This window comes from Microbacterium meiriae, assembly GCF_040685015.1.
GTDB classification, from domain to species: domain Bacteria; phylum Actinomycetota; class Actinomycetes; order Actinomycetales; family Microbacteriaceae; genus Microbacterium; species Microbacterium meiriae.
Map to the genome: position 1 here is coordinate 731,930 of NZ_JBFBHD010000002.1, position 25,762 is coordinate 757,691.

27 protein-coding genes and 1 tRNA gene are annotated in these 25,762 nt (G+C 70.6%); 13 read left to right on the plus strand and 15 right to left on the minus strand.

Translation table 11 applies throughout. From position 1 onward, the window contains the following. Window positions 1-10 precede the first annotated feature (10 nt). On the plus strand, window positions 11-706 hold the full coding sequence (locus AB0N68_RS12075; RefSeq protein WP_187663968.1) for an ABC transporter ATP-binding protein: 696 nt from the start codon (window positions 11-13) through the stop codon (window positions 704-706). Continuing rightward, on the plus strand, window positions 703-2,022 hold the full coding sequence (locus AB0N68_RS12080) for an FtsX-like permease family protein (RefSeq protein ID WP_187663967.1): 1,320 nt from the start codon (window positions 703-705) through the stop codon (window positions 2,020-2,022). The genes AB0N68_RS12075 and AB0N68_RS12080 overlap by 4 nt, the downstream gene beginning before the upstream one ends. Window positions 2,023-2,053: 31 nt before the next feature. Here the strand turns inward: AB0N68_RS12080 and mutM are convergent, their stop codons facing one another. The 6 genes from mutM to AB0N68_RS12110 all read right to left on the minus strand — a co-directional run bounded on the left by mutM (window position 2,054) and on the right by AB0N68_RS12110 (window position 7,152). Beyond that, on the minus strand, window positions 2,054-2,917 hold the full coding sequence (mutM, locus tag AB0N68_RS12085; RefSeq protein ID WP_259951669.1) for a bifunctional DNA-formamidopyrimidine glycosylase/DNA-(apurinic or apyrimidinic site) lyase: 864 nt from the start codon (window positions 2,915-2,917) through the stop codon (window positions 2,054-2,056). Continuing rightward, window positions 2,910-3,602, minus strand: coding sequence for a ribonuclease III (gene rnc / locus AB0N68_RS12090; RefSeq protein ID WP_060923098.1), 693 nt, complete (start codon window positions 3,600-3,602; stop codon window positions 2,910-2,912). Before rnc ends, mutM begins: the two co-directional genes overlap by 8 nt. Before the next feature lie 10 nt (window positions 3,603-3,612). Beyond that, window positions 3,613-3,822, minus strand: coding sequence for a 50S ribosomal protein L32 (gene rpmF / locus AB0N68_RS12095; RefSeq protein ID WP_013586329.1), 210 nt, complete (start codon window positions 3,820-3,822; stop codon window positions 3,613-3,615). A 2-nt stretch (window positions 3,823-3,824) separates the two neighbouring features. Continuing rightward, the gene (locus AB0N68_RS12100) at window positions 3,825-4,319 is read right to left on the minus strand and encodes a YceD family protein (RefSeq protein WP_025103319.1); all 495 of its coding nucleotides are present in this window, start codon (window positions 4,317-4,319) and stop codon (window positions 3,825-3,827) included. Between the two features lie 129 nt (window positions 4,320-4,448). Beyond that, the gene (gene coaD, locus AB0N68_RS12105; protein ID WP_187663965.1) at window positions 4,449-4,946 is read right to left on the minus strand and encodes a pantetheine-phosphate adenylyltransferase; all 498 of its coding nucleotides are present in this window, start codon (window positions 4,944-4,946) and stop codon (window positions 4,449-4,451) included. A 31-nt stretch (window positions 4,947-4,977) separates the two neighbouring features. Continuing rightward, window positions 4,978-7,152, minus strand: a complete 2,175-nt coding sequence (locus AB0N68_RS12110; protein WP_313366777.1) for an ATP-dependent DNA helicase RecG — start codon at window positions 7,150-7,152, stop codon at window positions 4,978-4,980. Between the two features lie 60 nt (window positions 7,153-7,212). Here AB0N68_RS12110 and rsmD point away from each other — a divergent pair, with 60 nt between their 5' ends. After that, a complete protein-coding gene (rsmD, locus tag AB0N68_RS12115; RefSeq protein WP_280568059.1) occupies window positions 7,213-7,827 on the plus strand; it encodes a 16S rRNA (guanine(966)-N(2))-methyltransferase RsmD in 615 nt (204 codons plus the stop codon). Here the strand turns inward: rsmD and thiL are convergent. Beyond that, the gene (gene thiL, locus AB0N68_RS12120) at window positions 7,797-8,792 is read right to left on the minus strand and encodes a thiamine-phosphate kinase (protein WP_313366778.1); all 996 of its coding nucleotides are present in this window, start codon (window positions 8,790-8,792) and stop codon (window positions 7,797-7,799) included. The genes rsmD and thiL overlap by 31 nt on opposite strands. Before the next feature lie 23 nt (window positions 8,793-8,815). On the opposite strand from thiL, the gene AB0N68_RS12125 reads away from it, so the two are divergent. Next, on the plus strand, window positions 8,816-9,298 hold the full coding sequence (locus AB0N68_RS12125; protein WP_280569499.1) for a DUF3515 family protein: 483 nt from the start codon (window positions 8,816-8,818) through the stop codon (window positions 9,296-9,298). 22 nt (window positions 9,299-9,320) lie between these two features. Here the strand turns inward: AB0N68_RS12125 and AB0N68_RS12130 are convergent, their stop codons facing one another. The 6 genes from AB0N68_RS12130 to leuC all read right to left on the minus strand — a co-directional run bounded on the left by AB0N68_RS12130 (window position 9,321) and on the right by leuC (window position 15,681). Beyond that, the gene (locus tag AB0N68_RS12130) at window positions 9,321-10,403 is read right to left on the minus strand and encodes a D-alanine--D-alanine ligase family protein (RefSeq protein WP_280569501.1); all 1,083 of its coding nucleotides are present in this window, start codon (window positions 10,401-10,403) and stop codon (window positions 9,321-9,323) included. Further along, window positions 10,303-11,442 (minus strand): NAD(P)H-dependent glycerol-3-phosphate dehydrogenase, encoded by a 1,140-nt coding sequence (locus tag AB0N68_RS12135; RefSeq protein WP_187663959.1) that lies wholly within the window; start codon window positions 11,440-11,442, stop codon window positions 10,303-10,305. The genes AB0N68_RS12130 and AB0N68_RS12135 overlap by 101 nt, the downstream gene beginning before the upstream one ends. Further along, window positions 11,432-12,187, minus strand: coding sequence for a lysophospholipid acyltransferase family protein (locus tag AB0N68_RS12140; RefSeq protein ID WP_187663958.1), 756 nt, complete (start codon window positions 12,185-12,187; stop codon window positions 11,432-11,434). The genes AB0N68_RS12135 and AB0N68_RS12140 overlap by 11 nt, the downstream gene beginning before the upstream one ends. A 5-nt stretch (window positions 12,188-12,192) precedes the next feature. Next, on the minus strand, window positions 12,193-13,560 hold the full coding sequence (gene murA, locus AB0N68_RS12145; RefSeq protein WP_280569504.1) for a UDP-N-acetylglucosamine 1-carboxyvinyltransferase: 1,368 nt from the start codon (window positions 13,558-13,560) through the stop codon (window positions 12,193-12,195). Between the two features lie 61 nt (window positions 13,561-13,621). Continuing rightward, entirely contained in the window at window positions 13,622-14,242 is a 621-nt protein-coding gene (gene leuD, locus AB0N68_RS12150; RefSeq protein ID WP_280569507.1) for a 3-isopropylmalate dehydratase small subunit, read from the minus strand. Between the two features lie 2 nt (window positions 14,243-14,244). Further along, complete coding sequence (leuC, locus tag AB0N68_RS12155; protein WP_280569509.1) at window positions 14,245-15,681, minus strand: 3-isopropylmalate dehydratase large subunit; 1,437 nt, start codon at window positions 15,679-15,681, stop codon at window positions 14,245-14,247. Between the two features lie 188 nt (window positions 15,682-15,869). Between leuC and AB0N68_RS12160 the strand changes: the two genes are divergently transcribed. After that, on the plus strand, window positions 15,870-17,165 hold the full coding sequence (locus tag AB0N68_RS12160; RefSeq protein WP_280569510.1) for an O-acetylhomoserine aminocarboxypropyltransferase/cysteine synthase family protein: 1,296 nt from the start codon (window positions 15,870-15,872) through the stop codon (window positions 17,163-17,165). Further along, entirely contained in the window at window positions 17,162-18,475 is a 1,314-nt protein-coding gene (locus AB0N68_RS12165) for an LLM class flavin-dependent oxidoreductase (protein WP_280569513.1), read from the plus strand. The genes AB0N68_RS12160 and AB0N68_RS12165 overlap by 4 nt, the downstream gene beginning before the upstream one ends. Before the next feature lie 16 nt (window positions 18,476-18,491). On the opposite strand, the gene AB0N68_RS12170 is transcribed toward AB0N68_RS12165, so the two are convergent. Continuing rightward, on the minus strand, window positions 18,492-19,499 hold the full coding sequence (locus tag AB0N68_RS12170) for a TerC/Alx family metal homeostasis membrane protein (RefSeq protein ID WP_259951691.1): 1,008 nt from the start codon (window positions 19,497-19,499) through the stop codon (window positions 18,492-18,494). Window positions 19,500-19,765: 266 nt separating this feature from the next. Between AB0N68_RS12170 and AB0N68_RS12175 the strand changes: the two genes are divergently transcribed. The 4 genes from AB0N68_RS12175 (at window position 19,766) to AB0N68_RS12190 (ending at window position 23,262) form a co-directional block, all read left to right on the plus strand. Further along, on the plus strand, window positions 19,766-20,323 hold the full coding sequence (locus tag AB0N68_RS12175) for an RNA polymerase sigma factor (protein WP_280569517.1): 558 nt from the start codon (window positions 19,766-19,768) through the stop codon (window positions 20,321-20,323). Further along, window positions 20,320-21,408 carry a DUF4349 domain-containing protein gene (locus AB0N68_RS12180; RefSeq protein WP_280569520.1) on the plus strand — a complete coding sequence of 363 codons (1,089 nt, stop codon included), beginning with the start codon at window positions 20,320-20,322 and terminating at the stop codon, window positions 21,406-21,408. The genes AB0N68_RS12175 and AB0N68_RS12180 overlap by 4 nt, the downstream gene beginning before the upstream one ends. Window positions 21,409-21,472: 64 nt before the next feature. Then, window positions 21,473-22,021, plus strand: coding sequence for a helix-turn-helix domain-containing protein (locus tag AB0N68_RS12185; protein WP_280569523.1), 549 nt, complete (start codon window positions 21,473-21,475; stop codon window positions 22,019-22,021). Beyond that, complete coding sequence (locus tag AB0N68_RS12190) at window positions 22,021-23,262, plus strand: MFS transporter (RefSeq protein ID WP_280569526.1); 1,242 nt, start codon at window positions 22,021-22,023, stop codon at window positions 23,260-23,262. The genes AB0N68_RS12185 and AB0N68_RS12190 overlap by 1 nt, the downstream gene beginning before the upstream one ends. 61 nt (window positions 23,263-23,323) lie before the next feature. Here AB0N68_RS12190 and AB0N68_RS12195 read toward each other — a convergent pair. After that, a tRNA-Glu gene (locus AB0N68_RS12195) sits at window positions 23,324-23,396 on the minus strand. A 151-nt stretch (window positions 23,397-23,547) separates the two neighbouring features. Here AB0N68_RS12195 and AB0N68_RS12200 point away from each other — a divergent pair. The 3 genes from AB0N68_RS12200 to AB0N68_RS12210 all read left to right on the plus strand — a co-directional run bounded on the left by AB0N68_RS12200 (window position 23,548) and on the right by AB0N68_RS12210 (window position 25,750). Next, the gene (locus AB0N68_RS12200; protein ID WP_187663947.1) at window positions 23,548-24,186 is read left to right on the plus strand and encodes an MBL fold metallo-hydrolase; all 639 of its coding nucleotides are present in this window, start codon (window positions 23,548-23,550) and stop codon (window positions 24,184-24,186) included. Then, complete coding sequence (locus tag AB0N68_RS12205; protein WP_280569530.1) at window positions 24,183-24,725, plus strand: GNAT family N-acetyltransferase; 543 nt, start codon at window positions 24,183-24,185, stop codon at window positions 24,723-24,725. The genes AB0N68_RS12200 and AB0N68_RS12205 overlap by 4 nt, the downstream gene beginning before the upstream one ends. Window positions 24,726-24,823: 98 nt before the next feature. Next, window positions 24,824-25,750, plus strand: coding sequence for a S1 family peptidase (locus AB0N68_RS12210; protein ID WP_280569533.1), 927 nt, complete (start codon window positions 24,824-24,826; stop codon window positions 25,748-25,750). The last annotated feature ends 12 nt before the right edge of the window (window positions 25,751-25,762 follow it).

Genomic DNA, 25,762 nt, shown 5'->3' on the forward strand with positions numbered 1-25,762 from the left:
GGCTGGGAACATGAACACTCCCGTGATCGAAGCCCACGCCCTCGTGAAGACCTACGGCGTCACACACGCCCTCGCCGGAGTCGACCTCACCGTGCACCGCGGCGAGTCCGTCGCCATCATGGGAGCGTCGGGGTCGGGCAAGACCACGCTCCTGCACGTGCTGGCGGGCATCACCGCCCCGGACAGCGGGCGCGTGGTCTTCCACCCGTCCACCGGAACGCCCATCGAGGTGACCGCGCTCGGCGAGGCGGCGCGCTCCCGGCTGCGTCGCGAGCGATTCGGGTTCGTCTTCCAGCAGGGACTGCTGATCCCCGAGCTGACGGCAGTGGAGAACGTCGCCCTCGCCTCGATGATCAACGGTGTCGCGAAGAAGGACGCACTCCCCCACGCGGCGTCGTGGCTCGCGGCACTGGGTCTCGGCGGCATGGAGGAACGGCGCATCGGCGAGCTGTCGGGAGGACAGGCCCAGCGCGTGGCCATCGCCAGAGCCCAGGCCACGGGTGCGGACCTCGTCTTCGCCGACGAGCCGACCGGCGCCCTGGACTCGCACACCTCCGCCGAGGTCATGGACGCGCTCCTGTGGTCCACGACCGGACAGGGCCGCACCCTCATCGTCGTCACGCACGACGCCGACGTCGCCGCCCGCTGCACCCGCACGGTCGCTGTCCGGGACGGCCGCATCCTCGGTTCGGCGGTGAACGCGTGAACCTCTCCGTCCTCGGCCTGCTCCTGCGTCCCGCTCCCGGACAGCGGAGCGTCCTCGCGCTCCCGATCGTCGCCTTCGCGGTCGTCACGACCCTCGTCCTCACCGTCGTCGGCGGGGCCCAGGCCTTCTGGACCTGGACCGACGACGAGGCCGTCCTGTACCAGGCGCTCGCCGCCATCGCCCTGGTCCTCCTGGTCGTGCCGCTGGCCTCGCTCGGCGGCGCCGCCGCCCGCTTGTCCGCCCGACGCCGCGACGAACGTCTCTCCACTCTGCGTCTGCTCGGGGTGACTCCGGGCGGGGTGACGACGGCGACCGTCGTCGAGTCCGTCCTCGTCGCCGCCACCGGCGCGATCATCGGTGTCGGCGGCCATCTGGCCCTGAGCCCGCTCATCGGTCTGATCCCGTTCCGTGGCGAGCCGCTCGGCCTGCCTGCGGTCGTGCTCCCTCCGGTGATGATCGCCGCTGTCGTGGCCGGCGTGCTCGTGCTCGCCGCCGGAAGTGCCGTCGTGGGGCTGCGCCGCGTCGTCATCTCGCCACTCGGAGTCCGAACGCGCACGGCGCCGACGAACGTGCACTGGGTCCGGGCCGTCATCGCGGTGGTGGGCATCGCCTTCGCGTTCGTGCTCGTCAAGGTCTTCCCGATGATCGGCGGGATCGTGGCGACGATCGCGGTGCTCGCGGCGACGTTCGCGCTCGCCCTCACGGTCCTGAACGTGCTCGGCCCATGGGTGCTGAAGGTGTCGGCGGGACGTCAGCTTCGGCGGGCGGAGCGTCCCGAACGGCTGCTGGCCGCACGCCTCGTGCTCGACGCTCCGAAGGCGGCCTGGCGTCAGGTCGGCGGCATCGCGATGGCGAGCTTCATGGCCGTCTTCGCCGGCACCGGCGTCGCCCTCCTCGACACGATCGGGGCCGGTGACGATCCCTCCAGCATCGCGCTCGCGGAGGACATCCGCACCGGGCTCATCATCACCCTCGTCGGCTCGTTCCTCATGGTTGCCGCCTCCGTCGGTGTGAATCAGGCCTCGGACGTGCTCGACAAGAGCGACCTGCACCGGAGCCTGCACCACCTGGGTATGCCCGTCGAGACCGTGGACCGCGCGCGCCGTCGCGCGATCATGTCGCCGCTGCTCGTCACGGCGGTGGGATCCGCGCTGTGCGCTGCGGTGCTCGTGTTCCCGCTGGTGGGGATCGCGCTGATTGTCGCGCCCCTCTCGCTGATGACGATCGCGACCGTCGTCGCCGTCGGCATCGGAGTCGTGTGGGCGAGCACCTGGGCGACCCGTCCGCTGCTGGATCGTGCTTTCGCTCCGGCGTGATGCGGTCGCGGGCCGGGGATACCGGCCCGGGTCAGCGCCTCCGCTGGCAGCGCGGGCAGAAGTGCGAGGAGCGGTTCATGAAGGCGGCACGGGTGATCGGCGTGCCGCAGCGCGGACAGGGCTTCCCGCCACGACCGTAGGCGTTCAAGGAGTGCGCGAAGTAGCCGGCCTGCCCGTTGACGTTGACGTACTGGGCATCGAAGCTCGTGCCGCCCTCGGCGAGAGCCTTCTGCAGGACCGACCGCACCTCGGCGAGCAGGCGATTCACGGCCCGGGTCGGCAGAGCGTCGGCCGGTGTCTCCGGATGGATGCGGGCCGCCCACAGCGACTCGTCGGCGTAGATGTTGCCGATGCCGCTCACGACACCCTGGTCCAGCAGCACCCGCTTGATCGCGCTGTGCCGCCGGGCGAGGGCAGCACGGAAGACCGCGTCGTCGAAGAACGGGTCGAGCGGGTCACGCGCGATGTGGGCCACCTGCGTCGGGATCCGGGAGGGACCGTCGGGGACGAGGGCATCGACGGCCAGCGATCCGAAGGTGCGCTGATCGGCGAACACGATCGCGAGCTCGCCGTGTCGCGGGTGCTCAATGCTCAGACGGATCCGCTCGTGCCGCTCGGATGGAGCGTCCGGCGCGCGGAGCAGCATCTGGCCGCTCATGCCCAGATGCGCGATCAGAGCGGAGTCGTCGGAATCGAGCGGCAACCAGAGGAATTTGCCCCGCCGCGCGGCCGCGGTGAAGCGGCGACCCTCCAGACGATGGACGAAGTCCACGGCTCCGGCGGTATGCCGAGTGAGAGCGCGTTCATCGAACACGCTCACGCCGGTGATGACGGCGTCCACCGCGGCCGGGGCGAGGCCCGAGCGGACGACCTCGACCTCGGGGAGCTCAGGCACGTTCGCTGAGGGTGCGCCAGGCGCTGAGTGCCGCCGCCATCTCCGCCGTCTTCTTGCTGCTGCCGGCACCCGTCATGCGAACGTCGCCGACGGCCACGGTCGCGGTGAAGCGCCGGTCGTGGTCGGGGCCGCTGGCCTCGACCGAGTACTGCGGCGGCGTGGCGCCGAGGCGTGCCGCGAGCTCCTGCAGGCTGGTCTTCGGGTCCATCGCCGCGCCGTACCGCTCGGGGTCGGCGAGCAGCGGCTCGGTCAGACGCAGGACGAGCGCCGTCGCGGCCTCGGGCCCGGCGGACAGGTAGGTGGCGCCGATGACGGCCTCCATGGTGTCCGCGAGGATCGAGTCCTTGTCGCGACCACCGGTCTGCTCCTCACCGCGTCCGAGCAGCAGGTGACTGCCCAGATCGATGCCGCGAGCGACCTCCGCCAGGGCGACCGTCGACACGACGCTCGCACGACGCTTCGCCAGCTCCCCCTCGTCGAGCTCGGGGTGCCGTGTGAACAGCATGACCGTGACGGCCTGCCCCAGCACCGAGTCGCCGAGGAACTCGAGACGCTCGTTGTGCGGGATGCCGCCGTGCTCGTACGCGTAGGAGCGGTGGGTGAGGGCCAACTCCAGAAGCTCCGCGTCGATATCGACGCGGAGCTTGTCTGGGAGAGGCCTCGTCCCCCCGGGGACCTCCGTCACGGTTCGCGACTCAGACGTCGGCGACCTTGCGGCCCTTGTACTCGAGGAAGAGCTCGGTGCCCTGCGAGTCGGTGACGACCTTCGCCTGGTGCGGACGGCTGTAGACGACCTTGCCGTTCTCGATGGTCTTGACGAGCGCGGGGGCCTCCGCCTTCCACTGCGCGCGACGCGAGCGGGTGTTCGAACGGGAGACCTTGCGCTTCGGGGGGTTACCAGCCATGACTAGCTCTCTTCTTTCTCGGCGGCACCGCGTTCTGCCGTGCCGTCCTGGTCTGTGATCTGCTGGAGCGCGCTCCACCGAGGATCGATGGGAGCGGCCTGCTCCGTTCCGGTGCTCTCGGTCAGCCTCTCGCCTGTGACCGGGTCGAGCCCGAGGCAATCCGGCTGACACACCGGCTGAAAAGGAAGGGCCAAAACGGCCGCATCCCTGACGAGAGTTTCAAGATCCACGTGGTCGTCTTGAACCTCGAAGTCAGTTTCTTCCTCACCAGGATACGCGAAAAGCTCCTGGAACTCGACTTCGACGGGCCGGGCGATGTCGGTGAGGCATCGACCGCACACGCCGACGTACTCGCCCTCCGCCTCTCCGGTGACGAGGATGCCCTCGTGGACGGACTCCAGGCGCACGTCGAGATCGAGCTCCGAGCCCGCTTCGAAGGAGACGATGCCCTCCCCCCACTGCTCCGTCAGGGGCACCGAGAAGGAGTGCTCGCGCATCTCCCCCGGGCGCCGGACGATGTCACGGACGGGGAGGACGAAAGGGCTGTTGAGTCGGGAACGCACCCCGCCATGCTACCCGGGTCACCGGAGAGGAGGGCCGGGAGACCGCCGGGAGCGGGACGCGGATCAGATCCCGCGCGCGCCGGTGTCGAGGAACGAGGCGACCGCCGGCGGCACGAAAGGCGACACGTCTCCACCGAGGCTCGCGACCTGCCGCACCAGGGAGCTCGAGACCATCGCATGCGCGGGGTCAGGGAGCAGGAAGACGGTCTCGATGTCGGCGAGGTGCCGGTTGACGATCGCCATCGGCGACTCGTACGCCACGTCGACCTGCGAGCGGATCCCCTTCACGAGCACGCCGGCGTTCACATCGCGCGCGTAGTCGACGAGCAGACCCATGCTCCAGGACCCGATGACGATGTCGCCCGCCATGCCGTCCTCGGCGATCGAGCGCTCCAGGAGTGCCAGCCGCTGCGCGATCGGCAGCATCGCCTCCTTGCCCGGGTTGTGCACCACGAGCACGTGCAGCTCGTCGTAGAGGGCGGCCGCACGCCGGATCACGTCGAGGTGACCCAGGGTCGGCGGATCGAAGGAACCCGGGACGACGGCGATCCGGCTGCTCATGGCATCCAGCCTAGGGCACCCGGAACGGCGATCAGTTCTTCGCGAGCGCCGCGCGATCCTCGTCGGTGACGCGCCGTCCGATGGCCTCCCGGAGCCCGGGATGCGCCGCCAGCTCGGGGTCGATGGCGAGGATGTCCTCCGCGAGCTCGCGAGCCCGGGTGATGAGGGCGGCATCCTTGACGACGCGCAGCAGTTTGAGGGACGACCGCACACCGGCCTGTGCCGCGCCGAGCACGTCGCCCTCGCCGCGGAGTTCGAGGTCGACCTCGGCCAGCGCGAAGCCGTCGAGGGTGGCGGCGACCGCGTCGACACGCTCACGGGCCACCGATCCGGCCTCGGCCTCGGTCACAAGCAGGCAGAGTCCCGGGACGCCGCCTCGCCCCACCCGACCGCGGAGCTGGTGCAGCTGGGAGACCCCGAAGCGGTCCGCGTCCAGCACGATCATCGTCGAGGCGTTGGGGACGTCCACGCCCACCTCGATCACGGTCGTCGCGAGGAGGAGGTCGATCTCCCCGCGAGCGAAGGCCTGCATGACGGCGTCCTTCTCCTCGGAGGGCATCTTCCCGTGGAGCACCGCCCGCCGGAGCCCGCCGAGGGTCGGATGGGTGGCCAAGGCCTCGTCGAGCTGGACCACGCCCCAGCGGGGGCCCTTGCCGCCCTCGGGGGCGAGCAGCGCCTGCTCCCCCGCCTCGGCCGTCTTCGCTGCGGTGTCGATGGCCGCGCAGACAGCGAACACCTGCCGGCCCTGCGCGATCTCCTCCGCTGCCCGTTCCCACACCCGGTTGAACCAGCCGGGATGCTCGGCCAACGGCGCGACGTACGACTCGATGCCGGCGCGGCCGGCCGGCATCGTGCGGATGACCGAGGTGTCGAGGTCGCCGAAGACCGTCATCGCGACCGTCCGCGGGATGGGCGTCGCGGTGAGGACGAGCGCGTGCGGGCTGGATCCCTTCGCACGCAGCGCCTCCCGCTGCTCGACCCCGAACCGATGCTGCTCGTCGACCACGACCAGCCCGAGGTCGGCGAACGTGGTCTTCTCCCCGAGGAGCGCATGGGTGCCGACCACGATCAGCGCCTGGCCGGAGGCGACGCGCAGCGCGGCCTTGCGACGGTCGGCAGCCGGCATCTGCCCGGTGAGCAGGGTCGGCATCAGCAGGGGGGCGAGCTGCGGACCGAGCATCTTCGTGATCGAACGCAGATGCTGCCCCGCGAGGACCTCCGTCGGCGCGATCAGAGCCGCCTGTCCCCCGCTCTCGGCGACCTGCAGCATCGCCCGCAGGGCCACCAGCGTCTTTCCCGAACCGACCTCGCCCTGCACCAGTCGGTTCATCGGCCAGGAGCCGACGAGGTCGTCTGCGATCTGTGCACCGACCGTCTCCTGGTCGGGCGTGAGCGTATAGGGCAGGGCGGCGTCGAAGCGTTCCAGGAGGCCGCCTGGGGTCGCCGGCCGCGAGGTGGCGGCCAGAGCCCGCACCGCGTCACGCTGCTGGAGCAGGGCCGTCTGCAGGGTCAGCGCCTCGTGCATGCGCAATGTGCGCACCGCGGGATCGATGTCGTTGCGGGAGCGCGGGCGGTGGATCGCCTCCAGCGCCTCCCGCGCCGTCAGCAGCTCCTCGCGGGTGCGGATCTCCGGGGTCAGCGGGTCCGGCACGGTCGGGAGGTCGTCCAGGACACGACCGACGAGCCGGGCGATCTGCCACGTCTGGATCGCGGAGGTGGCCGGGTAGATCGGGATCGGCACGGCTGCCCTGGCATCGGCACGCCGCCGCGCCGCGTCCTCGTCGTCGAACAGTTCGTACTCCGGGTGGGCGAACTGGGTCATCCCGCTGAACTCGCCGACCTTGCCGGAGAACACGCCACGGCGTCCGACCGCCAGATCCTTGGAGCGCCATTCCGCTGCGCCGACGTTCTTCGCGAAGAAGGTCAGCGACATGCGCCCGACGCCGTCGCCGATGACGACGTCGACCATGGCTCCCGGCCGGTTGCGCATCCGACGGAAGCTCGACGAGAGGACCTCCGCCACGATGGTGACGGTCTCTCCGATGGGGAGGTCGCGGATGGGGGTGAGCTCGCCGGGGTCGGCGTACCGACGCGGATAGTGCGCGAGCAGGTCGCCGACGGTCTTCATGCCGAAGGCGCGGTCGAGCGTCTTGGCCGACGCCGCACCAAGGGCCTCCTCCAGCGAGGATTCGAGCGTGAGCGACATGCTCCGAGTCTAGGGAACCGCACGGACACGACCGCCCGCGCCCTGTCGTATCGTGAACGGGTGACGAGGATCATCGCCGGAACGGCACGCGGCACCCGGCTCGACGTCCCCGGTGCCGGGACACGGCCGACGAGCGATCGCGTGCGCGAGTCGCTGTTCGGCGCCCTGGAGTCGCTCGACGCGATCGCGGGTGCCAGGGTGCTCGACCTCTACGCGGGCTCCGGCGCGCTCGGGCTCGAGGCCCTGAGCCGCGGCGCCCGAAGCGCCGACCTCGTGGAGCGCAACCGGCAGGCGGCAGCCGTCGTACGCCGCAACGTCGCGGCAGTGACGAAGGCATCCGGCGCCGCGTCCGCGAAGGTCCAGGAGGCGACCGTCCGGGCGTTCCTCGGCCGAGCGTCCGGGTCGTACGACCTCGTGTTCACGGATCCGCCGTACGACATCGACGACGAGGCGATGGACGGTGACCTGGCCGCCCTGGCTCCGCTGCTCAGCGACGACGCCGTCGTGGTCGTCGAGCGTGCCCGCCGTTCCCCGACCCCCGACTTCACGGCGGCCGGGCTCCGCGTGTTCCGGGAGAAGACCTACGGCGACACCACCCTCTGGTGGGCCGAGCCGGACCGCGACGAGCCGGCGTCCGCGTCCGTTCAGCCGGAGACGGAATCCCAGTCCTGGTAGGGATCCCAGCCGCTCACATCCACAGGACGGTCGTCGCAGAGCAGGTCCTCGTCGCCGCGCGACCGCACGACACCGATCGCGCGGAACCCCGGCGGCAGCACGCCGTCCGGGAACGTCGCGAGCAGCGCATGGTCCTCACCGCCCGCGAGCGCCCGCTCCGGGTTCGCACCGAGCGCCGCGCCGTCCAGCGCGAGGGTGACGCCGGAGGCCTCCGCAAGGCGACGCGCATCGAGGGCGAGGCCGTCCGAGACGTCCATCATCGCGGTCGCGCCGGCGGCCGCCGCGGCGACGCCGAGGCCGATGGGCGGGGATGGTCGCAGCTGCGCGGCGACCGCGGCGCTCTCCCCCGCCGCGAGGACCGCAGGATCGACCGGCACCGGCGTCTCGCCGTCCCGGAAGCGTCCGAACAGCACCGCCAGTCCGTGCGCGGCATGGCCCAGCTCCCCCGCCACGGCGACGACGTCGCCCGGTCGCGCCCCCGCCCTGGTCACCGGCGGGCGGCCTTCGAGGTCGCCCAGTGCCGTCACGGCGACCGTGAGCACCTCGGACACCGTGAGGTCGCCGCCGACGACCGCGCACCCGGGGGCCAGCGCCGTGCAGGCCTCGCGGAAGCCGTCAGCCAGGCGCTCCACGAAGGACAACCGGAGCTCACGCGGCACGGCGAGAGCCACGAGAAGGGCGGTGGGACGCGCGCCCATGGCGGCGATGTCGGCGAGGTTGACCGCCGCCGCCTTCCACCCGAGGTCGTAGCCGCTCGTCCAGGCGAGGCGGAAGTCCGGCCCGTGCACGAGGGTGTCGGTCGTCGCGACGACGGAGGCGGAGGGAGCCGCGATGACGGCGGCGTCGTCACCCGGCCCGAGGAGCGTGTGCGCGCCGGGCGCGGTGCGCTGGAGGATGGCGCGGAGGATGCGGCCCTCCGAGAGATCTCCCAGGCGCGGATCGTCGGAGTCGGGTCGGGAGGGCATGTCGTCAAAGGTAGCCTGGATGCATGCTTCGTTCCCGCCGCCTCGCTGCCGTCGCGGGGTCGATCACCCTCGCCGCCGGACTCGCCGGATGCTCCACCACCGTGCATCTCGAGCCCGCGGAGGACGCGAACGACCCGGCCTGCGCGAACGTCTCCGTGCTCCTGCCGGACACCGTCGGCGGCTACGAGCGGGTGTGGACCGACGCGCAGGCGACAGGCGCGTGGGGCGATCCCACGGTCGTCCTGCGTTGCGGCGTGGAGCCGCCCGCCCCGTCCGACCTCGTCTGCACCACCCTCGGTGGCGTCGACTGGTTGGTCCTGGAGCAGGAAGACGAGCGCCAGCGCCTCGTCACCTACGGTCGGGAGCCGGCCATCGAGGTCATCATCCGCCGCGGCGAGCAGGTCGACTTCCAGTCGATCGTCGACAGCCTCTCGTCGAACATCCAGTCCGGACTCGCACCGGCCACCGCGCAGTGCACGGACCGGGTGGAGTTCCCCGCGAGCTGAGCGCCTGCGGGGAACGCCGATGTCAGCGGCGCAGACCCGCCTCGACCAGTTCGGTGATGAGATCGCCGTAGCTCAGCCCTGACGCGACCCAGCACTTCGGGAACATCGAGATGGGCGTGAATCCGGGCATGGTGTTGAGTTCGTTGACGACGAGCTCGCCGTCCGGGGTGAGGAACATGTCGACGCGGGCGAGGCCACGACCGTCCACCGCCTGGAAGGCACGCACGCCGGCTTCCTGGACGTCCGCCACCTCCGCGTCGGTCAGCTCCGCGGGGCACACCACATCCACGCCGTCGCCGCCGAGGTACTTGCCCTCGAAGTCGTAGAAGCCGCGATCGGTCAGCACGATCTCCCCCGGAAGAGAGGCGCGGACGCCGTCGGCGGTCTCGAGGACCGCGACCTCGATCTCCCGCCCGGTGACACCGGCCTCGATGAGGACCTTGTCATCCTCGGCGAAGGCGATGGCGAGGGCGGCGTCGAGCTCCTCCGGAGCCGTCACCTTCGAGACGCCGACGCTCGATCCGGCGCGCGCCGGCTTGACGAAGACGGGCAGGCCGAGCTCGACAGCACGGCGGCGCACGGCCGCAGGGTCGACGTCCCACTCGCGGCGGCGCACGGTCACGCCCGGTGCCACCGAGATGCCGGCGGCCCGCAGCGCGATCTTCATGAAGTGCTTGTCCATGCACAGCGCCGAGTCGAGCACGCCGCCGCCGGCATAGGGGACCTCGAGCGTGTCGAAGTAGCCCTGGATGGTGCCGTCCTCGCCGTGGGGTCCGTGCAGGATCGGCAGCACGACGTCGATCTCGCCCAGCCCCTCGGTCGCGCCGCCGGGGTGCACGACGCGCAGGGTGCGGTCGCCGCCGGGTTCCGGCCAGAGCACCCGGGTGCCGTTGTCCACCACCTCCGGGAGATGCACGGCGTCGAGCGGGAACTTCGCCGGGTCGTCGTCCTCCAGGACGAAGGCGCCCTCGCGGGTGATCCCCACCGGGATCACGGCATACCGGTCACGATCGATCGCGCCCAGCACTCCCCCCGCCGTTGCGGAACTGATCGAATGCTCGCTGGAGCGCCCTCCGAAGAGCACCACCACCGTCTGCTTGTCCATGGTTGGTCCTCTCCCCCTGCGGGGTGTCGTCGTCCGTCGTCAGATGCGGGGCGATGTCCCGGGGATCCATCTTGCCGTCGAGCACCATCTTCACCTGCTCCACGATCGGCATGTGCACATCGGCTTCGCGGGCGAGCTGCAGCACGGGGGCGACCGAGGCCAGACCCTCCGCGGTCTGCTGCATCTGCTTCACCACATCCTGGAAGCTGTATCCCTGTCCGAGCAGCCGCCCGGCGGTGTTGTTGCGGCTCAGCGGCGACTGACACGTCGCGATGAGGTCGCCGAGCCCCGCCAGTCCCTGCAGGGTCTCCGGCTGGGCACCGTTCGCCACCGCGAAGTCGGTCATCTCGACGAGGCCGCGGGTGATGATCGAGGCCTTCGTGTTCTCGCCGTAGCCCACGCCGTCGACGATCCCGATGGCGACGGCGATGAGGTTCTTGAGCACCCCGCCGAACTCCGTGCCGATGACGTCGGTGTTCACGAACGTGCGGAAGTAGGAGTTGCGCGCGGCGCGGGCCACGACGTCCGCCGTCTCCTGGCTGCGCGACGAGATCACGGCCGCGGTCGGCTGCTCCCGCGCGATCTCCAGCGCGAGGTTGGGACCGGACGCGACGGCGACCCGGTCGGGATCGCACTGCAGCTCCTGCTGGATCACCTGGCTCATGCGCAGTCCGGTGCCACGCTCGACGCCCTTCATGAGGCTGACGATCTTCGCGTCGCCCGAAGCGATCAGCGGGCGCAGCGCCTTGAGGTTCTCCCGCAGCGACTGACTCGGCACGGACAGGTACACCTGGTCGACGCCCTCGAGGGCGGTCGCCAGCTCATGCGTGGCCGCCATCGTGCGGGGCAGGTTGATGCCGGGCAGGTAGCGCGAGTTGCGCTTCGCCTCATGGATCTCGTGCGCCAGCTCCGCACGGCGCGCCCACATCGTCACGTGAGCGCCGCCGTCGGCGAGGATCTTGCCGAACGTGGTGCCCCAGCTGCCGGCGCCGATCACGGCGACGCGGGGTCCGGCCGGCGCGGTTCTCTTAGGGGTCAAGGCGTCCGGTCTCCTTCTGGCCGTGGCTCGCCGGATTCCAGCGCTCCGCGGGGGCCTTCTCGCCGCGCACCTGCTCCAGCAGCGCGGTGATCGCGTTCATGAGGCGGTTGGTGGCCTCCGTCAGCGCCGCCGGCTCGCCGGCGCGACCGCGGAGGTCGGACACGTCGACGGGGTCGCCGATGATCACGGTGACGGGCTTCCGGAGCGGCCAGAGGCTGAGCCCCTTCTGGTAGCGGCCCATGATCGCCTGAGTCCCCCACTGGGCCATCGGGATCAGCGGGATGCCGTCGGCGAGGGCGAGCCGCACCGCTCCCGACTTGCCGCGCATCGGCCACATGTCGGGGTCTCGGGTGAGCGTGCCCTCCGGGTACACGATGACACCGCGACCGTGCTCCACGAGAGCCGCCGACTGGGCCATCGTCTGCTTCGCGGAGGACGCCGAGGACGTGCGCGCGACCGGGATCATCCCCGTCTTGCGCAGGAACCATCCGAGAACGGGCACCCGGAAGAGGCTCTCCTTGGCCATGAACCGCGGGGCGCGCCCGATCCGCCAGACCGCCATGGCGACGATCAGCGGATCGAACTCCGAGTAGTGGTTCGGCGCGAGGACGAATGAGCCCTCGCGCGGCAGCTTCTCCGCACCGACGATCCGGATCTTCGCGATCAGCGACACCACCGGGACGACGATCGCCGCGAGCGGCCAGAAGACGCTCGGACGCGTCTTCTCCGGAGACCGGGACGCCATCGGGCTCACCGGATGACGTCGAAGTCGGCGCCGAGCGCGTCGAGCTTGGCGAGGAACTTCTCGTATCCGCGGCTCAGGATGTCGACCCCCGACACCTTCGACTCGCCCGTGGCCGTCAGCGCCGCGATCACGTGGCTGTAGCCACCGCGCAGATCGGGGACGACGATGTCGGCGCCGTGGAGCGGCGTCGGGCCCGTGATGACGGCGGCCTGCTCCAGGTCACGACGCGGCACGCGCCGCGGGCCGTCCTGCAGCCCGCGCGGGTGCACGACGATGTCGGCGCCCATCTTGACGAGCGCCTCGGTGAAGCCCATGCGGTTCTCGTACACGGTCTCGTGCACGACGGAGCGGCCGTGCGCCTGGGTGAGCGCGACCACGAGCGGCTGCTGCCAGTCGGTCATGAAGCCGGGGTGCACGTCGGTCTCGATCACGACCGGCTTGATGTCGCCGTCGCGACGGAAGAGGATGCCGTCCTCCTGGATGTCGAACCAGCCGCCCGCCTTCCGGAAGACGTTGAGGAAGGTGAGCATCTCCTGCTGCTTCGCGCCGCCGACGAAGATCTCGCCGTCGGTGGCCAGAGCGGCCGAAGCCCACGAGGCCGCCTCGTTGCGATCGAAGATCGACCGGTGGTCGTAGCCGCGGAGCTTCTCGACGCCCTCGATGAGGATGACGCGGTTGGGCTCGTAGGAGATGATCGCGCCCATCTTCTGCAGGACGGCGATGAGGTCCATGATCTCGGGCTCGATCGCCGCGTTGCGCAGCTCGGTGATGCCCTCCGCCCGTACAGCGGTGAGGAGCACCTGCTCCGTGGCGCCGACGCTCGGGTACGGGAGGTGGATGTTGGCACCGTGCAGACGGGCCCCGCCGGTCGAGAGGCGGATGCCGCTGGGGAGCTTCTCGACGATCGCGCCGAACTTCCGCAGCGCGTCCAGGTGGAAGTCGATCGGCCGGTCGCCGATGCGGCAGCCGCCGAGGTCGGGGATGAACGCCTGGCCGAGGCGGTGCAGGAGCGGACCGCAGAACAGGATCGGGATCCGGGAGGCGCCCGCATGCGCGTCGATCTCCTCGAAGTGGGCCGACTCGACGTCGCTGGGGTCGAACACCAGGGAGCCGGGCTCGTCACCCTCCGACACGCGGACGCCGTGCACCTCGAGCAGCGAGCGCACCACGGCGACGTCGCTGATGGCCGGCACGTCGCGCAGGACGCTCGTGGTCTCCCCGAGCAGAGACGCGACCATCGCCTTGGTGGCGAGGTTCTTCGCGCCCTTGACGTCGACGCGTCCGCGCAGCGGACGGCCTCCGCGGATGGCGAGGACGTCTCCGGTCAGCGCGGGGACGTCGTCGGAGAGAGCGTCGCGCACGGGTGTCGTCATTCGGGGCCTCACTTCATTCATCGGGGGCGGGGTTACCCCTGGCTCCCCCGCCCCTTCCGTCTCACTGGACGGGAAGGGTCCGCGGCCGCCACGACTCGCGACGGGCCTCGAACTGCGCGATCTTGTCTTCGTTGCGCAGCGTGAGCCCGATGTCATCGAGCCCTTCGAGGAGCCGCCATCTAGTGTAATCGTCGATCCCGATGTCGGCCTGGAAGCCCGCCTCCGCGCCCCCGGTCGGGTCGCCGATGGAGGCGGTGCGGGCCTCGAGGTCGACCGTCATCCGCGCGCCGGGATCGGCGTCCATGACGGCCCAGAACCGCTCCAGATCCGCCTCCGAGATTGTCGCGGCGAGGAGTCCCTGCTTGCCCGCGTTCCCGCGGAAGATGTCGGCGAAGCGGGGGCTCAGCACGACCTTGAAGCCGAAGTCGCGGAGCGCCCACACGGCGTGCTCACGGCTGGAACCCGTACCGAAATCGGGTCCGGCGACGAGGACGGACGCCCCCTGGTACGGCGCCTGGTTGAGCACGAACCCGGGGTCCTGCCGCCAGCCGTGGAACAGCGCGTCCTCGAAGCCGGTCTTGGTGACGCGCTTGAGGAACACCGCAGGGATGATCTGGTCGGTGTCGACGTTCGACCGCTTCAGCGGCGCGGCGATCCCCGTGTGGGTGGTGAACTTCTCCATGGTCAGGCCTCCAGATCGCTCGGGCTGGACAGGGTGCCGCGGATGGCGGTCGCCGCCGCGACGAGCGGCGACACGAGGTGTGTGCGGCCGCCCTTGCCCTGGCGCCCTTCGAAGTTGCGGTTCGAGGTGGAGGCGCAGCGCTCCCCCGGGGCGAGCTGATCGGGGTTCATGCCCAGACACATCGAGCATCCTGCGAAGCGCCACTCCGCCCCGAAGTCCTTGATGACCTGATCCAGGCCCTCGGCCTCGGCCTCCAGTCGCACGCGGGCGGAACCGGGGACGACCATCACCCGGACGCCGTCGGCCTTCTTCTTGCCCTGGATGATGGAGGCGAAGGCCCGGAGGTCCTCGATGCGGCTGTTCGTGCACGAGCCCATGAACACCGCGTCGACCGGCACCTCCTTCAGGGGCGTGCCCGGCGTCAGGTCCATGTACTCCAGCGCCCGCTCGGCGGCGGCCCGCTCGTTCGGGTCGCCGATCTCCGCCGGGTTCGGCACCGAGGCGGAGAGCGAGCTGCCCTGGCCGGGGTTCGTCCCCCACGTCACGAACGGCTCCAGCTCGTCGGCGTCGATGAAGACCTCGGCGTCGAAGGTGGCACCTTCATCGGTCGGCAGGGTGCGCCAGTAGGCGACCGCGTCGTCCCAGTCCTGCCCCTTCGGCGCGTGCGGACGCCCCTCGAGGTAGGCGAAGGTCGTCTCGTCCGGAGCCACCATGCCCGCGCGGGCCCCCGCCTCGATCGACATGTTGCAGATCGTCATGCGGCCCTCCATGGAGAGCGCGCGGATCGCGCTGCCGCGGTACTCGAGCACGTAGCCCTGACCGCCGCCGGTGCCGATCTTGGCGATCACGGCGAGGATGATGTCCTTCGCCGTGACGCCGGGACGCAGCGTGCCCTCGACGTTGATGGCCATCGTCTTGAACGGCTTCAGCGGCAGCGTCTGGGTCGCCATGACGTGCTCGACCTCGCTGGTGCCGATGCCGAACGCCATCGCGCCGAACGCGCCGTGCGTGGACGTGTGCGAGTCGCCGCAGACCACGGTGATCCCGGGCATGGTGAGGCCGAGCTGCGGGCCGACGACGTGGACGATCCCCTGCTCCGCGTCCCCCAGGGAGTGCAGGCGCACGCCGAACTCGGCGGCGTTGCGGCGCAGCGTCTCGATCTGCGTGCGGCTGGTCAGGTCGGCGATGGGCTTGTCGATCTCCCACGTCGGCGTGTTGTGGTCCTCCGTGGCGATGGTCAGGTCGAGCCGGCGGAGCGGCCGTCCCTCGCTGCGGAGGCCGTCGAAGGCCTGCGGGCTGGTGACCTCGTGCACGAGGTGCAGGTCGATGTAGATGAGGTCGGGCTGGCCGTCCTCGCCCTTGACGACGAGGTGGTCGTCCCAGACCTTCTCGGCGAGCGTCCTGGGGCGTGCGGAATCCGCACCGGCGGTGGTGGTCATGGCGTGTCTCCTGTGGATGGCGGTTCGGCCCACGATGGACTCCGCGACGAGGAGGGGCTCAGATCGAGGTCTCGCCGCGGCCGCTAAGAAGGAGCACGGTCCGCATGACGTCAGGTTACCACCGCTCGGACACGCCGAGACACGCCGTGACACTCTGTTGCTCACCCGATCGACCGAGAGGCCCCCGCATGACCGTCGAGACCGCCCGCTTCGCCACCCGCGCCGTCCACGCCGCGAGAGGCCGAGCCGCTGCCGCCTCCCGCGTGACGCCGATCTACCTGACGGCGGGCTTCGAGTTCGACGACTTCGATCACGCCGCCGACCACTTCGGTACCGGCACCGGATTCGGGTACACGCGCACCGGCAACCCCACGGTGCACGCGGTGGAGCGGCAGCTCGCGAGCCTGGAGTCCGGTGCCGACGCCGTGCTCGTGGCCAGCGGACAGGCCGCGGTGACGACCGCCCTGCTCTCGGTCGTGGGGGCGGGCGATCACATCGTGTCCTCGACCCACATCTACGAGGGCACCCGCGGGCTGTTCCTGGACAACCTCGCCAGACTCGGCATCGAGACGACGTTCGTGGACGACATCGCGGACCCGGATGCCTGGCGCGACGCCGTGCGCCCGACGACCAGGGCGCTGTTCGCGGAATCGCTCGCGAACGCGCGGAACGACATCCTCGACGTCGCGGCGGTGAGCGCGGTGGCCGACGAGATCGCCGTTCCGCTGATCGTCGACAACACCCTGGCCACCCCGGCTCTCCTCCGGCCGCTGGAGCACGGCGCGGCCATCGTGGTGCACTCGGCGTCGAAGTTCCTCGCGGGTCAGGGCGCGGTTCTCGGCGGCGTGGTGATCGATGACGGCCGATTCGATGCCGACCGCGCCGGGCACAACGCCCCGCACCTCGTGCTGCCGGGACGGGGCGGCGCCCCCAGCGTCTTCGCCCGGCACGGCGGCCGCGCGCGCATCGGGTACGCCAGAGAGTCGGTGGCTCCGCGGTTCGGTGCCTCGCCCTCGCCCCTCAACGCGTTCCTGATCGGCCAGGGCACCGAGACGCTCGGCCTGCGCGTGGAGCGGCAGTCGCAGAACGCCCTCGCCGTCGCACGCTGGCTCGCCGCGCATGACGCCGTGGAGAGCGTGGACTACGTCGGCCTGCCCACGCACCCGCACCACGAGACCGCGGTGCGTTACCTCGACGGCGGCTTCGGTTCGATCTTCACCTTCACGTTGCGCGGGGGTCTCCCCGCGGCCCGTCGCTTCGTGGAGGAGGTGTCCGTCTTCACGCACATGACCCACATCGGCGACGTGCGGTCGCTCGTGCTGCACCCGGGCACCACCAGCCATGCGCAGCGCACCGACGAGGAGCGCCGGATCCTCGGTGTGGGCCCCGGCACCCTCCGACTGTCGATCGGCATCGAGGACGTGGACGACCTGATCGGCGATCTGGCGCGGGTGCTCGAGAGCGTCCGGGAGACGGTGGCATGAGCCGCCTGCAGCACTTCGGGTGGTTCCTCGCCCGGGGCTTCGGCCCTCAGGGGTGGGGCTATCCATCCCTGGACTGGGACTACGACTGGACACGACCGGAGATCTACCAGGAGGCCGCGCGCACCCTCGAGCAGGCCGGATTCGACCTCGTGATCGTCGAGGACAGCCCCTCCCTCGGCTCAGCGGACACGATCGATCTGCGCGTGCGTCACGCGTTCGGCGGCCCGAAGCACGATCCCCTGCTGCTCGCGCCGTACCTCTTCCAGGCGACCCGTCACCTCGGGGTCGTGCCGACCGTGAATCCGGCGGCCTCGCTGCCGTACACGTCGGCGCGCCAGTTCGCGACGCTGCAGCATCTGAGCGGGCACCGGCTCGGCCTCAACGTGGTCACCGACTCCGGCAGCGCCCGTCACTTCTCCGCGGCCCCGCAGCTCGGCCACGACGAGGCGTACGACCGTGCCGAGGAATGGCTCGCCGGCATCCGCGCGCTCTGGCGGAGCTGGGACGAGGGCGCCCTGGTCGCCGACCCCGCCTCCGGCGTCTATGCGGACGGCACCCGCATGCGCCCGGTGCAGCACCGCGGGGCGCACTACGACTTCGACGGCCCCTTGAACGCCCTGCCCTTCACGGACGGGGAGCCGACCATCGTCTCCCCCGGCGGCTCGGGGCGCGGCCTGGCGTTCGCGGGTGCCAACTCGGACGTCCAGCTCGCGCTCGCACCGCTGCACGAGAAGGCGGTACGGGAGTATCGGCAGCGCGTGCACGACGCCGCGATCGCCCGGGGACGCCGTGCCGAGGACGTCAAGATCCTCTTCGCGATCCAGCCCGTGATCACGGCGTCCGCCGAGGAGGCCGACCGGATCGTGGCCGCCTCCGCACGCCCGGACGACGCCGCACTCGCGCAGATCGCCCGGAAGCAGTCGAGTGATCTGGAAACCGATCTCACGGCCCTCGATCTGGACCGTCCCCTCGACCCTTCGGTCTTCGGAGCCCATGTCTCCCGCGGGAGCATCCAGCGGCTGATCGGCGACCGCGGAGAGGATGCCCCGCTCCGCGCGCATCTCACCGCACTCGCCCGCACCGGCCGGCTGCACGACCGCAGCGGTTTCGTGGGCACCGCAGAGGAGTTCGCCGATCTCGTCGAGGAGCTCGGTGAGTGGGGCAACGACGGCGTGCTGCTCTGGGGCGACTTCCACCCCGTGACCCTGCACCGCACGCTCGACGAGCTGGTGCCGATCCTCCGCCGCCGCGGGCTGCTCCGGCGCGAGTACGCGGACGGCGGCCTGCAGGCCAACCTGCAGTCGTTCTGACCCGCTCCGCGCGGACTCAGTCTCCGACGGGGGCGACGCGCTTCTCCGCGCGCTTCTCCCTGGACGACGCGATCAGGCTCGCGATCGTCGCGACCGTCATCGACACGAGGATCACGCCGAGCGACACCATGTTGTCGATGTCGGGCACCCACTCCACGTGCTCGCCGCCGTTGATGAACGGGAGCTCGTTGACGTGCAGCGCGTGGAGGATCAGCTTGATGCCGATGAACCCGAGGATGACGGCGATGCCGTAGTGCAGGTAGCGGAGGCGGTCCAGGAGGTCGCCGAGGAGGAAGTAGAGCTGGCGCAGCCCCATGAGGGCGAAGATGTTCGCGGCGAAGACGAGGAAGCCGTTGGTCGTGATCTCGAAGATCGCGGGGATCGAGTCGATCGCGAAGATGAGGTCCGTGACGCCGATCGTGATGAACACGATGATCATGGGCGTCCACATGCGCGTCCCGTCGACGGTCGTGCGGATCTTCGAGCCGTCGTAGGTCTCGCTGATGTCGATCCGACGGCGGAGCAGCCGGACGATGAAGTTCTCGCGCTTGACGTCGTCCTCGTGCTCGCCCTCCGGCATCGCCTGCCGGATGGCGGTGTAGACGAGGAAGGCGCCGAACAGGTAGAAGATCGGCGAGAAGTTCTCGATGATCGTCACGCCCACGAGGATGAAGAGCCCGCGCAGGACCAGCGCGATGATGATCCCGACCATCAGCACCTGCTGCTGCAGACGTCGCGGCACCGCGAACTGCGCCATGATCAGCACGAAGACGAACAGGTTGTCGACGGAGAGGCTGTACTCCAGCGCCCACCCGGTGATGAAGTCCCCGGCGTTCTGCCATCCGCCCACATTGCCCAGCAGCACCGCGAAGAGCAGCGCGAGGCCCACGTAGAACACGACCCACAGCGTCGACTCCTTGGTGGAGGGGATGTGCGGGCGCAGCCGGATGAGGAGCAGGTCGCCGATCAGGATGATCGTGAGGACGACCATCGACGTGATCTCGAACCAGACGGGGATGTCCACGGGCGCTGTGCACCTTTCGCGAGGGGTCGGGAATGAGTCGAAAGTCTCTCCCCCGCAGATGTGCGGCGCGCGCCCGGAGCAGCGGTGTCGATGCTCGTGATGACGTTACGCGCGGATTCGGGATACTCCCTCTCGCCCGGGCCATGCTACCGGAGGTGGGAGCCGCGCGGACGAGGAAGTCCCCACCCGCTGCGGATCTGAGGCCGTGCTGAGACGATGGGTCATCCGCCGACACTCTCGAGGGAGAGACACCGAACGGAACCAGGATGCCCGCGCAGACGAGTGACCAGCGATGGGCCGCCCAGGCGGCGGCCGGCGATCAGAGCGCCTTCCGCGCGCTGTACCGCGCCCACGTGCGCCCCGTGTACTGGATCGCCCACGGGATCCTGGGCTCCCCCGCCGACGCGGAGGACGTGACGCAGGAGACCTTCGTGGTCGCCTGGCGGAAGCTTCCGGATCTGGAGCTGCAGGGAGAGTCGATCCTCCCCTGGCTCGCGACGATCTGCCGCTTCCAGTCCGCGAACCGGCTGCGCCAGCGCCGTCGCGACCAGGCGCACACGACGGACGCGGCGGACGATCAGCTCCCGGACGTCGTCAGCGTCGAGGAGCAGGTGATCACGGCGGCGCTCGCCGCGAGGATCGCCGCGGAGGTGGGCACCCTGAGCGAGCTCGACCGGGAGATCTTCCGGCTGTGCGCGTCCGAGGGCTACGCGTACCAGGCCGCCGCCGACGAGCTCGGCGTGACGCACGCCGTCGTCCGGAACCGTCTCTCACGCGTGCGCACCCAGCTGCGCGGCGCCGTCAAGGAAGTGAGGGACGCATGAACCACCAGACCCCGCAGGAGAGCCTCCCGCCACTGTCGGACGCGACCGTCGCCCGGATCGAGGAGGCCGTCTTCACCGAGATCCGCAGCGAGCGGCGCCCGCTGTCTCCGCGAACCGAACGCGCCCGGAACCGTCGACGCCGATTGCTCACCGCCGGAGGGATCGCGGCGGCCTTCGTCGTCGGGGTCCTGGTGACCCCTCCGATCCTCGGCGCCGTCGGAGGCGGCGGCTCGTCCGTATCCACAGCGGACGGCACCGCGGGCTGGTCGACCGACGAGGCGGGCTCGGCCGTGCCGGACCGCGCCGTCGAAGGGGCGACCCTTCCCGGCACCGTCGGATCGGACGCCGCGGCGTCTGCCGAGGACGCCCGTGACATCGTCGCCACCGCCCAGGCGTCGGTGCAGGTGCGGGACATCGCCGACGCCGCATCCGCCATCGGCGATCTCGCCGTCGAGCACGGCGGCTACGTCGAGAGCACCGAGGTCGGCCGAGCGGTCTCGTCGGATGCCCCCGCCGAAGCGGCTCCCGCGGATTCCGGGTACGGCTGGATCACGATCCGCATCCCCGCCGACGATCTGACCACGGTGATCGCCGCCCTCGGCGACACCGGTGAGGTGTTGTCGTCCTCCGTCACGAAGCAGGACGTCACCGCCACGGCGATCGACCTCCGCGCCCGCGTGGAGTCGACCCGTGCGTCAGTGCAGCGGCTCACGGAGCTCATGGGGCAGTCGGGCACTGTCGCCGATCTCATCGAGGCCGAAGTCGCGCTCACCGATCGCCAGGCGCAGCTCGAGTCGTACGAACAGCAGCTCGCCGCGCTGGAGGACCAGGTGGCCCTGTCGTCGCTCACCGTGGAGCTGTCCCGCAGCGGCACCGCGGCGCCGGCAGACCCCGCCGGCTTCGGCGACGGTCTGCTGGCCGGGTGGAACGGGCTCGTGGTCTCACTCAACGCCCTGGTGATCGCGGTCGGCTTCCTCCTCCCCTGGCTCGCGGTGGTCGCTGTCGTCGTGCTGGTCGTCTGGCTCGTCCGCCGCAGCCGCCGGCGCCGGGAAGCGGCGTCCACTTCGCCCCGCACGGAGGAATAGCGCGCAGTTCCGGGGTATACAAGAACTCTTGTGCGCATCCGGGTCGCTGCTTAGCCTTCGGAGCGTGGAAGACATCTCCGTGATCACCGCCGTGCATCACCCGTTGCGGCGCCGCATCTACGACTATCTGCTGCTGTACGGCACCTCGCAGGTGACCGGCCTCGCCCGTGCGCTCGACAGCCAGGTCGGCAGCATCAGCCATCACCTCAGGATGCTCGAGCGGGCCGGGATCGTCGAGCGTGCCGCCGATCCGACCGGCGACCGGCGCACGAGCTGGTGGACCGTCGCCCGGCGCGGCCTCACCTGGTCGGTGGAGGACTTCGTCGACTCTCCCGCCGATGCCCTTCTCGCCCGGGAAGCACAGCGGCAGGGCATCCGCATGCAGATCGACCGCCTCCAGCGCTGGCACCGACGCCGAGGGGAGCCCGCCGTCGCGGCCTACGACGCCTCCAACACGGAGACCACCGCGTGGGCGACCCCGGAGGAACTGCGCGACCTCTCCGCGCGCGTGCTGGACGTGGTGCGGGACTGGCAGGCCTCGATCGACGAAGGCGACGGCCAGGCGCGCACGCCCGTCTTCTTCTTCGCTCACGCGTTCCCCACGGAGCCGTGATGACCGCGCTCACCCCGCCCCTCGAGCTCACCAGTCCTCCTCCGTTCCGGCGTGACCGGATGGTGCACGCGTGGATCGGCGTGAAGGCTCTGTCCGACGCCGGCGACGCCGTGTGGACGATCGCGTTGGCGTGGACGGCCGTGCAGATCGCCTCCCCCGCCGTCGCCGGACTCATCGTCGCCGCCGGCACGGTTCCGCGCGCGATGGTGCTGCTCTTCGGCGGGGTCATCGCGGATCGCGCCGACGCCCGCCGGGTGATGATCGCCTGCAATGCGGTGCGTGTGGGGGTGCTCGTCGCCGCCGCCGTGTGGACGGTCTCGCATGCGCCCACCGTGCCCGTCCTGCTCGCCGCCGCCGTGGCGTTCGGGGTGTGCGACGCGTTCTACGAACCCTCCGCCGGCACCATCGGGCGACAGCTGGTACGCACCGACGATCTCCCCTCCTACGCGGCCGTCATCCAGACGGCGTCGCGCCTCGGCACGATGGGGGGCGCCGCACTGGGCGGCCTGCTCGTCGCCCAAGCCGGTCTCGCGGGGAGCGCATCCGCGAACGCGGTGACCTTCGCCCTGGTCGTCGGGTTCCTGGCGATCGTCCTGCGCCCGCGGTTCCGGCTCGCCCGGGCCCCGCGCACCTCGTCCCTGCGCGCGATCGGCGCGGCGTTCGCCCACCTCGGAGCGAACCACACGACGCGCACTCTCGTCATCGCCCTCTCCGGACTCAATCTCGCCGTGGGCCCCGCCATCGGCATCGGCCTGGCTCTGCGGGCGCACGACGAGGGATGGGGGGCTCCCGCGGTCGGCCTCTTCGAGGGCCTCCTCGGCCTCGGCGCCGCCGTGGGGGCTGCCGCGGTCGCGAGATGGCGGCCGCGCCACGAGGCGCGGAGCGGGTTCGGCGCGCTCCTCGTCCAGGGAGCGGGAATCGTCGCGCTCGGGTTCGGCCCCGTCTGGACGGTGGCCGTCGCCGCCACCGTCGTCGGCGCCACCGCGGGCTACGCCTCCGTGCTGCTGAGCGCGACCTTCGCCGCGACGGTGGACACCGCCTTCCTCGGTCGGATGGGGTCCCTCACCCGGCTCGGCGACGATTGCCTGATGCCGCTCGCGATGGCGGGCTTCGGCGCGCTCGCGACCGTCACCGCCGTCTGGGTGCCGTTCGTCGTGGCCGGTGGTGCGATGACGGCGCTCATGCTCGTGCCGCTCCGGGCTCGCGCGTTCCGGACCCTGTCGCTGCGCGCGGATGGCTGACGCGCACGCCCGGGAACGGCGAAAGCCCCCCGGGGAACCGGAGGGCTTTCGTCGTGTTGTGTGACCCCAGCGGGATTCGAACCCGCGTTACCGCCGTGAGAGGGCGGCGTACTAGGCCGCTATACGATGGGGCCGTCTTGCGGAACTTTTCCGTTCCGCGACAACCGTTCAAGTATGCCACGGCGATTCTCACTGCGCCAAATCGAGGCCAGTCCACCCGAGATCCCGGGCGTGGCGCGCCGATTTCCGTTTGCCGCAGACCCCGGGAAGGAGTTGACTCGTCTCATGCGCGTCACCAAGTTCGAACATGCCACCCTCCGCCTGGACCAGAACGACGACACCCTCCTGATCGATCCGGGATCCTTCACAGCCCCGCTTCACGACCTCAGCGGACTGGTCGCCATCGTGCTCACGCACGAGCACCCCGACCACTGGACGCCGGAGCACCTCGACCGGATCCTCCGCGCGGCCCCCGGGACCCCGATCTTCGGGCCGGAGGGCGTGGCGAAGGCGGCGGAGGGCTACGAGGTCACGGTCGTCTCCCCCGGCGACACCGTGGAGGTCGGCGCCTTCACTCTGCGCTTCTTCGGTGGCACGCACGCGGTGATCCACTCCTCGATCCCAACGATCGACAACGTGGGCGTGCTCGTCAACGACACTTTCTACTATCCGGGCGATTCCTATGCCGTGCCGGAAGGCGTCGAGGTCGGCACCCTCGCCGCGCCGCTCGGAGCGCCGTGGCTCAAGATCGGGGACGCCATCGACTACGTCCTGGCCGTGAAGCCCCGACGGGCGTTCGGCACGCACGACATGACCCTGTCCGTGATCGGCAAGAACATGCACCGGCAGCGGCTGCAGTGGGCGACCGAGCAGGGCGGCGGCGAGTTCCTCGTGCTCGAGCCCGGCGACACCATCGATTTGTGAGCGGACCACGCCGCCTCCTGCCCGCCCCGACCCCGCGACTCGCCTTCCGGGAGATGATCGCGGACGATCTCGACGACATGGCGGCGCTCCTGGGTGATCCGGAGGTCATGGCGTATTACCCCGCGCCCAAGTCGCGAGCGGAAGCCGCCGAGTGGATCGCGCGGATGCAGCAGCGCTACCGCGAGGACGGCCACGGTCTCTGGATCATCGAGACGCACGACGGCGAGTTCCTCGGCGACTGCGGCCTCACCTGGCAGTCGGTGAACGGCGCTCCCGTGCGCGAAGTCGGCTACCACGTCCGCGCCGATCGCCAGCGCCGAGGCTATGCCACCGAGGCCGCACGCGCCTGTGTCGACCTCGTCGCGCGGACCTTCGCTCCCACGCTCCTCACCGCCATCATCCACCCCGCGAACGAGGCGTCCCGCGGTGTGGCGGAGAAGCTCGGCATGACCCACATCGATGACGATCGCGCCCATCCGTGGATCGTGCGCACGGTGATGGGCATGACCGTGGAACGCGTGTCCGACAGCCCCTCCTGACAGCCGGCCAGGATACCGGGGAACTCTTGCTCCTGCCGTGAGCGGCTGCTGTACTGGGCCGTCGTAACGTGTTACCTGTCACGAAAGGAACAGTCCTCATGATGATGACCGGAGTTCACCAGAGCAGGAAAAGGATCGGGCTCGCCCTCGCCGGCGTCGCCCTCGTCGCGTCCGGCATCGTCGGCACCCCCGCGACGACGGCGTGGGCGGACGGCGACTCCGGCGACCGCGACGAACGCGCCAGCTCACGGATCATCGGAGGCACGGCAGTGCCGAACGACGCCTATCCGTTCATGGCGTCCCTCCAGTTCGCCGGCGAGGCCTTCTGCGGCGGCTCGCTGGTGGCGCCGCGCGTCGTGATGACCGCCGCGCATTGCGTCACCGGCGCCGATCCCCTCAGCGGGCTCCCGGTGCCGGAGGTGGACGGAGTGACCGTCACGGTCGGCCGCACCGTGCTGTCCGACGGCAGTCAGGGTCAGGATCGCGGTCTCGCCGGCGCGGAAGCCGGTGGCCCGGTCATCGTCCACCCTCGCTACCTTCAAGGGGACGAGGCCTACGATCTCGCCTTCGTGACGCTCGACCGCCCGGTCTCGGGGATCGTGCCCGTGAAACTGCCCACCAAGGGGACGGATGCCCTCCTTCGTCCCGGACAGTCGGCGACGGTCATCGGCTGGGGCAACACCGACACCGCCCTCGGGAACTTCCCGGACCGCCTCCGTCAGGTCCAGGTGCCCATGCTCGCGACGGAGGAGTGTGAACTCGCCTACGACTCCTTTCGACCGGGGGTGAACATGTGCGCCGGCGTCGTCGGCAAGGACTCCTGTCAGGGGGACAGCGGCGGGCCGCTGTTCCGCCGACCTCCGGCTCGCGACACCGCCTACCAGATCGGCATCGTGTCCTACGGGGACGGCTGCGGTGAGCAGGGCGCCCCCGGGGTGTACGTGTCGCTGAGTTCTGCAGATCTCTGGGACACGCTGGCAGAGTCCCCTGAGGGCAAGGCCCTCGCGAAGAGCCTGAGGCGCTGACCGCTGCCGGAA